General features: G+C 43.0%; 13 protein-coding genes. All 13 read right to left on the reverse strand.

Annotation, left to right across the window (positions count from 1 at the left end; all coding sequences use genetic code 11):
* Positions 1–34 precede the first annotated feature (34 nt).
* The 13 genes from spoVT to veg all read right to left on the reverse strand — a co-directional run bounded on the left by spoVT (position 35) and on the right by veg (position 13,264).
* Positions 35–571 (reverse strand): stage V sporulation protein T, encoded by a 537-nt coding sequence (gene spoVT / locus MKY20_RS03640; RefSeq protein WP_009336655.1) that lies wholly within the window; start codon positions 569–571, stop codon positions 35–37.
* 413 nt (positions 572–984) lie between these two features.
* Positions 985–4,524, reverse strand: a complete 3,540-nt coding sequence (gene mfd, locus MKY20_RS03645) for a transcription-repair coupling factor (protein ID WP_251267416.1) — start codon at positions 4,522–4,524, stop codon at positions 985–987.
* Between the two features lie 479 nt (positions 4,525–5,003).
* Complete coding sequence (locus MKY20_RS03650) at positions 5,004–5,234, reverse strand: anti-sigma-F factor Fin family protein (protein WP_009336657.1); 231 nt, start codon at positions 5,232–5,234, stop codon at positions 5,004–5,006.
* Positions 5,235–5,363: 129 nt separating this feature from the next.
* Positions 5,364–5,924, reverse strand: a complete 561-nt coding sequence (gene pth / locus MKY20_RS03655) for an aminoacyl-tRNA hydrolase (protein WP_009336658.1) — start codon at positions 5,922–5,924, stop codon at positions 5,364–5,366.
* 261 nt (positions 5,925–6,185) lie between these two features.
* Entirely contained in the window at positions 6,186–6,836 is a 651-nt protein-coding gene (locus tag MKY20_RS03660) for a 50S ribosomal protein L25/general stress protein Ctc (RefSeq protein WP_019382046.1), read from the reverse strand.
* A gap of 162 nt (positions 6,837–6,998) precedes the next feature.
* Positions 6,999–7,955 carry a ribose-phosphate diphosphokinase gene (locus tag MKY20_RS03665; protein ID WP_009336660.1) on the reverse strand — a complete coding sequence of 319 codons (957 nt, stop codon included), beginning with the start codon at positions 7,953–7,955 and terminating at the stop codon, positions 6,999–7,001.
* A 44-nt stretch (positions 7,956–7,999) separates the two neighbouring features.
* Positions 8,000–9,373: a bifunctional UDP-N-acetylglucosamine diphosphorylase/glucosamine-1-phosphate N-acetyltransferase GlmU gene (gene glmU / locus MKY20_RS03670; protein ID WP_019382045.1), complete on the reverse strand. Its 1,374-nt coding sequence runs from the start codon at positions 9,371–9,373 to the stop codon at positions 8,000–8,002.
* Positions 9,374–9,645: 272 nt separating this feature from the next.
* A complete protein-coding gene (spoVG, locus tag MKY20_RS03675) occupies positions 9,646–9,936 on the reverse strand; it encodes a septation regulator SpoVG (RefSeq protein ID WP_009336662.1) in 291 nt (96 codons plus the stop codon).
* A 186-nt stretch (positions 9,937–10,122) separates the two neighbouring features.
* Positions 10,123–10,497: a 2-iminobutanoate/2-iminopropanoate deaminase gene (gene ridA, locus MKY20_RS03680; protein ID WP_009336663.1), complete on the reverse strand. Its 375-nt coding sequence runs from the start codon at positions 10,495–10,497 to the stop codon at positions 10,123–10,125.
* A gap of 24 nt (positions 10,498–10,521) precedes the next feature.
* Positions 10,522–11,340 carry a pur operon repressor gene (gene purR / locus MKY20_RS03685; RefSeq protein WP_251267417.1) on the reverse strand — a complete coding sequence of 273 codons (819 nt, stop codon included), beginning with the start codon at positions 11,338–11,340 and terminating at the stop codon, positions 10,522–10,524.
* Positions 11,341–11,399: 59 nt separating this feature from the next.
* On the reverse strand, positions 11,400–12,269 hold the full coding sequence (gene ispE, locus MKY20_RS03690) for a 4-(cytidine 5'-diphospho)-2-C-methyl-D-erythritol kinase (protein ID WP_019382044.1): 870 nt from the start codon (positions 12,267–12,269) through the stop codon (positions 11,400–11,402).
* 305 nt (positions 12,270–12,574) lie between these two features.
* Positions 12,575–12,748, reverse strand: a complete 174-nt coding sequence (locus MKY20_RS03695; RefSeq protein ID WP_251267420.1) for a small, acid-soluble spore protein, alpha/beta type — start codon at positions 12,746–12,748, stop codon at positions 12,575–12,577.
* 252 nt (positions 12,749–13,000) lie between these two features.
* Positions 13,001–13,264 (reverse strand): biofilm formation stimulator Veg, encoded by a 264-nt coding sequence (veg, locus tag MKY20_RS03700; protein ID WP_009336667.1) that lies wholly within the window; start codon positions 13,262–13,264, stop codon positions 13,001–13,003.
* Positions 13,265–13,415: the final 151 nt, after the last annotated feature.

The following is a 13,415-nucleotide window of genomic DNA, read 5'->3' on the forward strand; positions in this document are numbered from 1 at the left end:
GCATTCCGCTACCCCTTTCATTAAGTATCCATTTTTATGATTCCATTTGTCTGGCCAGGAAGCCTGCTGCTGTTTCAACTGCTTTTTGTTCCACGTCGCCCAGTGAATCTTCTTTTGCAAAAATGATAACTGCTCCAATTGGGTCGCCGTTTGCAATGATTGGGCCGATTGTATAAGCGGAGGAAGATTCTGTGTTCCCGTCTACAAGCGAGATGTCGCCTGACTGGTTAACCAGGACTGAACTGCGCTCTTCCATTGTTTTTTCAACAAGATCGCTTATGTTTTTGTTTAAGTAATCCTTTTTAGAACCTCCTGCAACAGCAATGTAAGTATCTCTGTCACAGATTAACACTGGATTTCCCAGGCTGTCATATAATGCTTCTGCATATTCTTTTGCAAAATCGCTCAGTTCACTGATTGGTGAATATTTCTTTAAGATGACTTCTCCATCACGATCTACGAAAATCTCCAGCGGGTCCCCCTCACGAATACGCAGTGTTCTGCGGATTTCTTTAGGAATGACTACACGACCCAAATCATCGATTCGACGAACTATACCTGTTGCTTTCATCCAACGTTGCCTCACTTTCATCTGATGATTTAATAGAAAAGCGGAAGCGCCTTACTCAGCCCTGACAAGTATAAGTCGAATCACGCAGGAAATCCCGATTTCTGGAGTGATTTGACTTATGACTCGAGGAGCTAGGCGCTGAGCTAGACAACTCTAACACCAGCACAGCACTTACTCTTTCCTCTTTTGGCTATGATCCATAATTGGGAGAAAATGAATGCATCGCCATGTTTGAACTTAGTATCTTTCATATGGAAAGTTATATACGTGCACAAAAACTTTTTCTCATAGATGTTATTCATTCCAAAATCGGATAAACATTCCAAATGATCCTTCAACTTAAAATTACCCTCGTCAGAAAGAGATAAACATTTCTATTGTTTCATTTTATTGACAGTGATATTTCCATAAATTTACGCAGTTGGATGTTCCTGCTCTTTTTTCGCTTCCTGCATTCCTTTGATCACTTCGTATGCAATGTTAAGCCATTCATTTGTTTTTATGCCTTTAATATGGAGGACAGCTTTCAGTTTCTTTCCTTCCATGCCCAGGCCGATCATTCTGCCGTATTTGCTTGTGATCTGGAAAATCTTCTGGCCATCTATATGCTCGCTGGCCTTTTCCGATAAAAGAATCAGTACTTCCTGTTTGGATTGTTTAACTGTCTCGACTCCGGCAAGTTCACCGTATGCCTTCATTTCGGCAATCTGGAATAAATATCCCACTTCATCCGGATACTCGCCAAAACGGTCGATCATCTCATCCTGGAGCTCTTCCACATCCTCAAGCGAAGAAATGCCGCGGAAGCGCTTATACATTTCTATTTTCTGATGGCCATCAGACAAGTAAAAATCAGGAATATAGGCATCAACATCCAGGTCGATCTCAATCTTAGCCGGTTTTGCCTCGACGCCATCCAGCTTATCTTTCCGTTCTTCAATCGCTTCTTTAAGCATTTGCGAATACAGATCAAAACCGACAGAGTCGATGAATCCATGCTGTTCTGCTCCAAGCAGATTGCCGGCGCCACGGATTGATAAATCCCGCATGGCAATTTTGAAACCAGAACCGAGCTCTGTAAATTCCTTTATGGCCTGTAGCCGCTTTTCAGCTACCTCTGTTAATACTTTATCTTTTCGATACGTGAAGTATGCGTAGGCAACCCGGTTGGAACGGCCAACCCGGCCCCTAAGCTGATAAAGCTGGGACAGACCCATTTTGTCTGCATCATGGACAATCAGCGTGTTGACATTTGGAATATCTACGCCAGTTTCAATGATCGTTGTGCTGACGAGAACATCGGACTCGCCTTCCAGGAAGCTTAACATAACAGATTCTAACTCATTTTCCGTCATTTTCCCATGGGCATATGTTACCCTTGCATCTGGAACTAGCATGGATATTTCCTCGGCTTTTCGTTCTATATCCTCCACCCGGTTATATAGAAAATAGACCTGTCCATCCCTCGCCAATTCCCTTTCAATTGCTTCACGAACCAATGCACCATTATACTCCATCACATAAGTCTGGACCGGGAACCGGTTCTCAGGCGGTGTTTCTATAACCGATAGATCCCTCACGCCCAACATTGACATATGAAGGGTTCTTGGGATTGGCGTTGCAGTCAGGGTAAGGACATCTACATTTGTCTTAAGCTGCTTGATCTTTTCTTTGTGTGTTACTCCAAAGCGCTGTTCTTCATCAATAATGAGCAGGCCTAATTCTCTATACTGGATATCTTTTGATAAAATCCGGTGTGTGCCGACAACTACATCAATAGTCCCTGCCTTTAAGCCTTTAAGAGTTTCTGTCTGCTGCTTTTTTGATCTGAATCGGCTTAATAACCCAATTTCAATCGGGTAATCCTGGAATCGTTCTCTCATCGTTTCATAGTGCTGCTGAGCCAGTATGGTCGTCGGAACGAGGATGGCAACCTGTTTTCCATCCGCAATCGCCTTAAAAGCAGCACGGATCGCCACTTCTGTTTTCCCATAGCCCACATCTCCGCATAATAAGCGGTCCATCGGGCGCTCCCTCTCCATATCTTTCTTAATTTCATGGATGGAACGGATCTGGTCCTCTGTTTCCTGGTATGGGAAGGCCGCTTCAAATTCCCTTTGCATATCCCCATCCGGACTGAAGGCATAGCCTTTTGATGCCTCGCGTTCTGCATATAGCTTGATCAGATCATCCGCAATATCCTGAACAGATGATTGAACCTTTTTCTTAACCCGTTTCCAGTCGTTTCCGCCCAGCTTATAAATTTTTGGCTCTTTTGCTTCGGAGCCGACATATTTCTGGACAAGCTCAATCTGTTCTACTGGCACATACAGCTTGTCGCTGCCCTGGTAGCGGATATGGAGATAATCTTTGTGGACCCCGTTAATCTCAAGAGTCTCAATCCCTAAGTATTTTCCGATCCCGTGATTAACATGAACGACATAGTCTCCAACCTTCAGTTCGGAATAACTTTTAATTCTTTCTGCATTTGAAAGCTTTTGCCTGCGGGCTTTCTTTTTTATGCGCTTGTTAAAAAGCTCTTCTTCCGTAATAACAGCCAGCTTTTGGCTTGGAAGTTCGAATCCGGTCTGAAGACTGCCTTCTGTAATTTGAATTTTCCCTGTTAAAATCGGGTCATCCTCACTCACAAATGCCGCTTCAATCTCATAGTCTTCAAGCACTCTTTGCAGCTTTTTAATCCGCTCTTCGTCCGGACCCAGGAATACGACTGAATATCTGCCTTTTTTCCACCTGTCCAGCTCGCTTTTCAGCACATGCATTTGTCCATGGAAATTCTGCATCTGTTTGCAGGTGACATTAATGATGTTTTGCGGATTTGTATTCGGTACATGTCTCAGGAACAGCGACATATACGTAATCGGATGCTTTGAACGGTGCAGAAACTCTTTTAAGGTGTGTGAAATCTTCACATCATGAATGATCTGGCCCTCGCCTAAAAGACTTGTATACCACTCGGCCTCTTCCTTATCAAGAGAGTCATTCATTTCCTGCACACGGCTGATTTCGTCAATGAAAATTAAGCCATTGGCAGGGAGATAGTCTACTAAACTACTTCCTTCCTCAAAGGCAAACGATAGGTATTTGAAAAGGTGTTCAGGCTTGTTCCCCATTCGAAGCTGTTCTAATTCATAGCCAACATTCTGGGCCAGCTGTGTTTTCGCTTTATCATCTTTCAGTTTTTTCAGGCTTGATCCCAAACCTTTTTCCAGTTTTTCAATTAATGTCTGGAAGTGTTCTGAATCCAGAGGTATTTCGGTTGCTGGTCCAATCGAAATCTCGTTTAATTTTTCTTTTGACCTTTGGTCCTCCAAAGAAAAAGTCCGGATTGAATCAACTTCTGTATCAAATAGCTCAATCCTAACTGGATCAGCCTCAGTCAGTGGATAGATATCAATGATTCCGCCCCTGACGCTGAATTCTCCCGGCGAAGAAACCATTTCCGAACGAACATAGCCCATACGGACAAAGTTTTTTAATTGTTCATCTGTCAGTTCATCACCAATTTTTAAAGACAGCTGGTATTTCTGCCAGTGGCCTGGAGGCGGGAGAATCTTTCTTAACCCGGCCATCGGGACGATCATGATTCCTGTTTTATATTTGCTCCAATAATTTAAAGCCTCAATCCGCTGGGCCTTTAATTCCGGGCTGGCAATCCCCATTTCCGCTGCAATCAACTCATTTGCAGGATACAAAAACACTTCCGATTCCCCAGCCAGATTGACAATATCATCATATAGCTTCTGTGCCTGCAGAAGGTTGTGTGTTACTACTAGCATCGGCCTTCCCGATTGCTCATATATGGAAGACAAAAACAAGGTGCGTGCTGATCCAGATAATCCGGCAAGCATTTGCTCCCTAAGTCCTTCCTCTATGCCAGACATGATGGAACTTACATCATCCTGCCGGCTAATAATCTCTTTAAGACCTAACATGAAAGCCCCTCCTATAAGAAAAGCGTAAGCGCCTTGCCCACCCCCGACAAGCTCCTCGAGGGGGCAGGTGCTGAAGCTAGACAGTTCTCGAAGTTAAAAGTTATACTTTCTATCTTTTTAGAAAAGCGCAAGCGCACCTATCATCTATCATCCCCGGCAAGCATAAGACGAGCCTCACGGAAAGGAGTTCTTTGCCTTTTGGGAGGATTTACTTATACCTCGAGGTGGCAGGCGCTGCAGCTAGACAGTTCTCAACATTTAAAGAGTATCTTTTCCCAGGCAGTTCAACCGCCAAAAAGCAGATGCCAATTCAGGCCCATCGAGCCAGATAACTGACAGTCTGCAAAATCCATTTTAACTTTCATTAATCTTACTAATAAAATATGGATGCAACAAGAATCTATAGAACGGTTTCTATTAAATAAAATGATTGCCTCAAATAGAAATAGAAAAATGCTTTGGATTGTCTCCAAAGCTTTTTAATGAATAATAAAGTCCTGCTGATGATAATCCGGATTGCGTTCCAGTGATTCCTGGCAATCCTCACAGATCGCTTTTACATGCATATCTCCTGATTGTTCATAGGAGATCATCTCCTGGCGTTCCTGATCGTTTAGCTTATGGAAGCCAAGCTGCTCTGAATAAACTGAGCTTTTCTCTATTGAACCAATCTTTGTTCCGCAATGACGGCAATGATAATGAATAGCCATGCCTGTCCCTCCCGTTAAACTGTCCATGATTCTAGTATGGACCTCAGGAAGGGAACTTATTCATGCAAAAGACGATGCCGGCAATGAAAAGATACATTATTCTATGATAAGATTGATAAAATATGAAGATTATTGATTAAAATCGTTCATTACCTGTAAAAATGGTTTTTTGAACCATTCCTCACAGGCATCTGCGCACTTTTTAGCCGTTTCGTCCATAATAGCCTGTTCTTCTTTCGTGAAACGTCCCAGCACATAGTCAGGCACCTTCATGCCGCTCGGCGGACGGTCGATGCCAACTCGGATTCTGTTAAATTCCTGTGTTCCCAGATGTGCGATTGTAGATTTGATCCCATTATGGCCTCCTGCGCTCCCTTTTTGACGGAGACGTATCTTGCCTACAGGAAGATCCAGATCATCATAAATGACCACAAGTTCATCATCATTTATCTCGAAATAATCCATAACAGCCCGGATGGATTCTCCTGATAAATTCATATATGTAAGAGGTTTTAGCAGAAATACTTTCTCTCCATTCACATAACCTGTGCCAAATACGCCTTTCAGCTTGGCCTGATTCAAAGGAATATTCAGCCGGTCCGATAAGACATCAATCACATCAAAGCCAATATTGTGCCTTGTTTTATCATATTGCTTGCCGGGATTCCCCAACCCTACAATTAATTTCATTTTCTCACCCCATATTCGAAAAGCGCAGAAGCCCAGCATTTATCCAGGCGTGCGCTCTGAGCTTTTTCATTTCTCTTTTCATTATAGTAGAAAGTGTGTTGTTCGATAAGAAGAATTCTGTCGAAGTTGTGCCAGGGACTCGATTGCCCCTGCTGCTTCTGATCTTATCCGAATGCGCGTCTCATTCGGATTCATTTTAATGCCATGCAAACAGGGGCTGGCCTTTATTGCCAAGCCCCTGCAAGAATAGTTTCCCTGAGCTTATTCTCCACCTGCTTTATCTTCATTTGCTGTTGTTTCTCTGCCTTCTTCATTTTCAGGAGTACCAGCTTCCTGTTCTTCACCGCTGTTGATTTCTTCTTCCTGTCTCGGAGGAAGGATGGAAGCGATAACCTCTTCATCTTCATTATTGATTTCATAGCCGCGATTTGCCTTGATATCAGCGACTGTTAAGGTCTCATTCACCTGCAGATTTGTTACATCCACTTCAACAGAAGGTGGAATATTATTCGGTGTCGCTGTAACAGAGACTTCATGCATGGATTGCTGCATTACGCCTCCATCTTTTACTCCTGCTGCATCTCCAGTTAAGACGACGCGTACATCGGCTGTCATTTCCTTATTCATATCCACCGCTAGAAAATCGGCATGGACAATTTCATTTTTAATCGGATTGGACTGGTAGTCACCAAGCACCACTTCATGTTTGCTGCCATCTACATCTAATGAAAATACGCCGTTTCTGCCTACTTCCTTGATCGTCTTTAGAAAATCGGCTTCGCTTAAGTAGATGGATTGGCTTTGCAGTTTTGAACCATACACAACTGCCGGAATATTACCTTCTTTTCGCAGTGAAGTTAAGTTGGAGTTGCGTGAACCTTTTCTTTCCTTTGCTTGCAATACAGCTGTCATAAATACGTCCCCTTCCTCATTTTGAAAAATTCTCGTCTATATAAAAAAATGCCCTAAAATGAGGAAGTCTAAACGTTTTTGTTTTTTTCATATGCTATTTTTAAAAAGAACGCAGACCAGGCTTGCTTTACAGCAAGCCTGGAAAAGTTATTTAATTACCTATCAATCAAACAGAGTGCTGACAGATTGCTCTTCATGAACTCGGATGATTGCTTCACCGATTAGCGGTGCTACGGAAAGTTCGACAATCTTGTCTGTTTTCTTCTCTTCTGGAAGAGTAATTGAGTTTGTTACAACCAATTCTTTGATGGTTGAGTTTTCAATTCTTTCGATGGCAGGTCCAGATAGAACCGGGTGTGTACAGCATGCATAGACTTCTGATGCACCGTTCTCGATCAGGGCATTTGCTGCTAATGTAATGGTTCCGGCAGTATCAATAATATCGTCGATTAAGATGGCAGTTTTGCCATCGATGTTACCAACAATGTTCATGACTTCAGCCACATTTGGCTTTGGACGGCGCTTGTCAATGATGGCAATCGGCGCTTTTAAGCGATCAGCCATTTTACGTGCACGTGTTACGCCTCCGTGGTCTGGGGATACGATTACGATGTCGCCATCCATCATTTTGTTCTTAAAGTAATCAGAAAGGATTGGCACACCCATTAAATGATCGATCGGAATATCGAAGAAACCTTGAATTTGCGGCGCATGCAAGTCAAGTGTAATCACACGGGTTGCACCAGCAGTTTCCAAAAGGTTGGCTGCAAGCTTAGCTGTAATCGGCTCACGCGCTCTTGCTTTGCGGTCCTGGCGGGCATAGCCATAGTAAGGCATTACAATGTTGATGGTCTTGGCAGATGCACGCTTAAGAGCATCGATCATGATTAAAAGCTCCATTAAATGCTCATTAACAGGAGAGCTTGTAGATTGGATTACATATACATCGCATCCGCGGATGCTTTCTTCAATGTTAATTTGGATTTCGCCGTCGCTGAAGCGAGTTACGGAACATTTACCAAGCTCCACACCAATTACATTGGCGATTTCTGCAGCTAGCTTGCGGTTTGAATTTAAACTGAACACCTTTAAGTTTGGATCTAAATACTGGTTTGACATTTTGGGCCTCCATCGATTTATTTCTTACATATAGAAAGTTCGGTTTATTTCTTAATATTTAACTTTTGCGTGTAGTTTTCCTTGTTCACCTGGCGTGCACGGGCAATGGAAAGAGCTTCTCCCGGCACATCTTCTGTAATCGTCGATCCTGCTGCCACATATGCCCCCTCCCCAATCGTTACCGGTGCGACGAGATTGGAGTTGCATCCAATGAAAACACCATCTTCGATTTTGGTCAGGTATTTATTTTTGCCATCATAATTGACAGTGATTGAGCCGCAGCCCAGGTTAACATCTCTTCCAACTTCTGCATCGCCAATATAGCTCAGGTGAGAGGCTTTGCTTCCTTTTCCAAAAACAGACTTCTTCACTTCAACAAAGTTGCCGATTTTCACTTCATCATGAATATCTGATTGCGGGCGAATGTGAGCAAACGGCCCAATATTCACTTGTGAACCAATATGGCTGTCATGTGCAGCAGACTGGCGGATCACTGTGCCTTCCCCAATATGGCAATCAGAAATCTCTGTATGAGGTCCGATCACACAATCAGAACCGATGACTGTATTGCCGGAAATGACCGTTCCAGGATAAAGAACTGTATCAGAGCCAATTTTCACATCCGCACCAATATACGTGTTTGACGGATCGATAATGGTAACGCCGTTACGCATGTGTTCTTCATTAATCCGTTGTTTCATGAAGGATTCGGCCTGTGATAAGGCTACCCGGTCATTGACACCCAGGGTTTCGCCAAAATCAGCCGTCTGGTAAGCCGTAACGACTTCGCCTTCATTTTTCAGGATCTCAATCACATCCGGCAGGTAGTATTCACCCTGCACATTATCATTTGTAACTTTGTTTAATGCTTCAAACAAGGCCTTATTATCAAAGCAATAGGTCCCAGTATTGATTTCTTTTATCTTTCGTTCTTCCTCGGAAGCATCTTTCTGTTCAACGATTTTTTCAACCATCCCCATATCATTTCGGATTACGCGTCCATATCCGAATGGATTTTCCGCATGGGCTGTTAAAATAGTCGCTTTGGCAGATAGCTCTTCATGATGCTTGAAAAGCGCTTCCATTGTTTCATGTTTGATGAGCGGTGTATCTCCGCAGACTACGAGCGTCACGCCCTCTTTGCCTTCAAGCATATCGCGAGCCTGCATAACGGCATGAGCGGTGCCAAGCTGCTCCTCCTGAAGAGCATATTTGCTGCTAGAGCCAAGCTGCTGCTCCACCATTTCCGCTCCATGTCCAGTAATGGTGACAATTTCTTTTATGTTAAGCTTTGTAACTTGATCAACAACATGTTGAACCATCGGTTTGCCGCAAACAGGGTGAAGGACTTTGTAAAGCTTTGACTTCATTCTTGTCCCCTGGCCTGCGGCTAAAATGACCGCGTATCGATTAGACATTGACAGGCCTCCAATTTAACCTTTTTATCCATAACGAATATATCTTAAATGGGCTCTTATTTCAAGAAATGATGACAAAGTACATATATTTGTCATTACCATTAACGGTATTTTCTGAAGAAATGGTTTAATATTTTCACAGACAGGGTAATGAAGAAGATAGAAAAAAGCCCTAAGCACCGCCTGTAACAGGGGGTCTCAGAGCTTTAATTCTTCACAGCTAAATAAAAAAGAGCCTTACTTATGTAGCAGGCCCTTGTTGATATATTTTCTTAGGAAGCACCGGCTTCTTCAAATTCCACTTCTAATTCACCTAAACGGTGGTACTCGGCTAATACAGCCTCCTGGATTTTACCGCGCGTTCCTGAATTGATCGGGTGCGCGATATCTCTAAACTCCCCATCCGGAGTACGTTTGCTCGGCATAGCTACAAATAAGCCATTATTCCCATCAATTACACGAATATCATGAACAACAAATTCATGATCCAGCGTAATAGATGCGATTGCCCTCATTCGTCCATCCGTGTTAACGCGGCGTAATCTTACGTCTGTCACTTCCATTCTGTTCACCACCTTTTCGAGAAGATATAATCCTAATTGTATAAATTCAACATATTTACTGAATCTCCTTCTTAGATAAAAAATATTTTTTGAATATTTTGTTCAAAGTAAGGCATTGTCTGTTAAAGCACTTTTCTGTAATAAAAAACGCCCGTTCACTTGAACGAGCGAAATAAATGCGGTTATTTATTTGACGAGGGCCACTACTTCAATTTCAACCAATGCATCCTTTGGCAAGCGTGCCACTTCAACACAGGAGCGCGCAGGCTTGTGTGTGCTGAAATATTCCCCATATACTTCATTGATGGCTGCAAACTCGTTCATGTCCTTGATAAACACCGTTGCCTTTACCACGGTATTTAATGACGCACCCGCTTCTTCAAGCACTGCCTGAAGGTTTTTAAAAACCTGATGCGTCTGTTCCTTTACATCCCCATCTACCATAACACCTTCTGCCGTAAGCGGAATTTGCCCTGAGCTATAGAATAGGTTATTTACAGTAATCCCCTGAGAATATGGCCCAATTGCTGCCGGAGCCTGATTCGTTTGAATGACTTTCATGAATTCTCCCCCTAAAAAATATGATTATTTTTTAAAATAGTTGCCTTCACTTACATTGATTTTCTTTTCCCTCACATCAACATCGGATAGACGCACTAGAGAAAGGTACTCATCAACAAGCCGTTCTTCTGCTTTTTCCGCCTCGACCAGGACAGCAATCCCAGCGAGGTTTGCCTTGAATTCTTCCAGCATGCTGACCATGCCATTAACCGTTCCGCCAGCTTTCATAAAATCGTCAATGATTAAGACGTTGGATCCTTCTGCCAGGCTTCTTTTTGAAAGAACCATGGTCTGAATCCTTTTCGCAGAACCTGATACATAGTTAATGCTTACCGTGGATCCTTCTGTCACCTTGCTGTCCCGTCTGACGATGACTACCGGCACATTGAGATAGTTAGCGGCAGCATAAGCAAGCGGAATCCCTTTTGTAGCTACCGTCATGACCACATCAACGGGCTTATCCGCGAAGGCTGATGCAAAAAGCCTTCCTGCTCGCTGTACAATTAAAGGATCTCCAAGAATGTCAGTCATATAAAGATAGCCGCCGGGAAGAAGCCTTTCCGGACTGGCAATTAAGCTGCAGAGCTCATCTATAAATGGCCGGGCTTCATCATCTGTTACTTTAACATGAAACTTTACGCCGCCTGCTGCTCCGGAAACAGTTTGCAGAGTGCCTATTCCTCTTTGCTCAAATGTTTCTTTAATGATTGTGAGATCTTCACTTATCGAAGACTTGGCAGAACCATACCTTTCTGAAAAGAAAGTTAAGGATACCAGCTGACGCGGATGGTTCAATAAATAATTGGTCATATCTATCAACCGTTCGCTTCTGCGAAATTTCATTGTGGAACCCCCATTTAAATCCGAATGTTTTAACGATAATATACCATTAATATACGGATTTAATCAAGCTTATGTCTTTCTCCGAGCATTCTGACCGCAAAAACCTGATCGCAAAACCCTCTAAGGCCATTATAAATCCGATGCATTCTTGAATCATGATGCACAAGTCCAAAAACGGTCGGTCCGCTGCCGCTCATCAAAACGGCATCCGCACCAAATCGTTTCATCTGGTCTTTTATCTGCAGCACCTCGGGATGCATATTTAGTGTTACATCCTCCAGAACATTTCCCATGTTCCGGCAGACATCATCATAGCTGCCCGCATTTATCGCTTCGATCATTCCTGCAGTATTCGGATGCTGTACCTGCTCTACGTCCAGTCTTCTATAAACATCAGCAGTCGATACGCCGATGAACGGCTTAGCCAGTATGACCCAGCATGTAGGAGGAGCAGGAAGCTGCTGAATCTTTTCCCCTCTTCCAGTAGCTAAAGCAGTTCCTCCGTATACACAAAAAGAAACATCAGAACCGATTTCCGTCCCGATTTCAGCAAGCTCATCCAATGAAAGCCCCAAATCCCACAGCTTGTTAAGGCCTCTTAGAGCTGCCGCTGCATCACTGCTGCCCCCAGCAAGTCCTGCAGCAACCGGAATTGCTTTTTCTATTGTAATGGACACACCTTTTTTCACTTGAAACCGTTCCTTAAGAAGGTGTGCAGCCTGATAAGCCAAATTCCGCTGATCATCCGGAACAAAACGGTTATGAGAGACAATTTTTATCTCATCTTTATCTAAAAGTGTTAATTCCAGGCGATCTGCCAAATCAATCGTTGTCATTATCATTTCCACTTCATGATAGCCATCTTCCCGTTTATGTAAAACATCTAATGACAAATTGATCTTAGCAGGCGCCTTAACCATGACCTTCAACATTTCCACCTACTTCTTTCCTATAAATCGGACTCCTGTCCAGCTCCACAAGCGAAGCACCTTGGCCTGCAGGGAAAGCCATACCACATTCAGTATTGACTTTATTTTAAACGGCAATAAGCGGCAGTATTGTGCTTTTCTTCTAGAGCGTCTCCATTTTTTGTCCTATTTTACCACAAATTAAACATAAAAGCTCAGGTGGCTTGGAATATAAGGGTTAACCCTATTCGATAAAAGGAAAAGCCGAAGCATAGGCTTCGGCTGACGCAGTGCATATTAATGCTTAAACATAATCTGTGCGAATGCTATTTGTTAAGAAGGTTCTGCTGTGTGATTTCGATAGCCCGCTTAACCATATTGCCGGCATCTTTGGCACGGATGCCGCCCCAGCCTTCCTTTTGGACTACATCATAAAAGCCAAGCTCTTTCGCAATTTCTTCTTTTAAACCATCTGACATAACGCCCCGTCTTCTGCCCAACATTAACATCCCCTTTCGCACTGCGGTATGTATAGTATGTGAAAAAGACCTTTTATTCATTAAGAAAAGCGCAAGTGCCTCAGGAACAAGCCAATAACCGCTTGTTCCTGAGGAGAGGATCCAAAGAAGCCCTTCCATGGCGCTCACCCCCGGCGACACCTCAAGGGGGGCAGGCTGCTTGCGCGGGACAGCTTTAAAAATAGGCAAACAAAAAGCAGTAAACAATTTGTTCACCGCCCGCTGTCATATATATTAGCTTAAAGCAACCTGTCCTGATGTGTCTTCATAGAATGTAATTTGAACCGTTTCTGTTAAAACATCTGCATAGCTGTAAGATACCCGTTCAAATGCATTTTCATCCTGATCTAACTCAATCACAAATACTGAAGGATACGTTTCTGCCAGAACCCCTGAGCGTTCAATGGTCTTTCTGCGCCCGCCATTTGCTTTTAGCAGGAGCCTTTTCCCAAGATTTGAATCAAGAGCTTTTTTAATATCTGATAATGTTTTTGCCATTCGGTCCACCTCACTATGTTAAGTATATCACACTGACACATTACTGTCAAACAAAAATATAAATTATAACAGTGTTTAAAAATAAATGTCAATATGTTTTGTTCTACTTTTTCTTCTAATTTTCAACAATTTTAGGATTACCTTAAATGGC

The organism is Cytobacillus sp. FSL W8-0315, from assembly GCF_038002905.1.
Classification (GTDB): domain Bacteria; phylum Bacillota; class Bacilli; order Bacillales; family Cytobacillaceae; genus Cytobacillus; species Cytobacillus pseudoceanisediminis.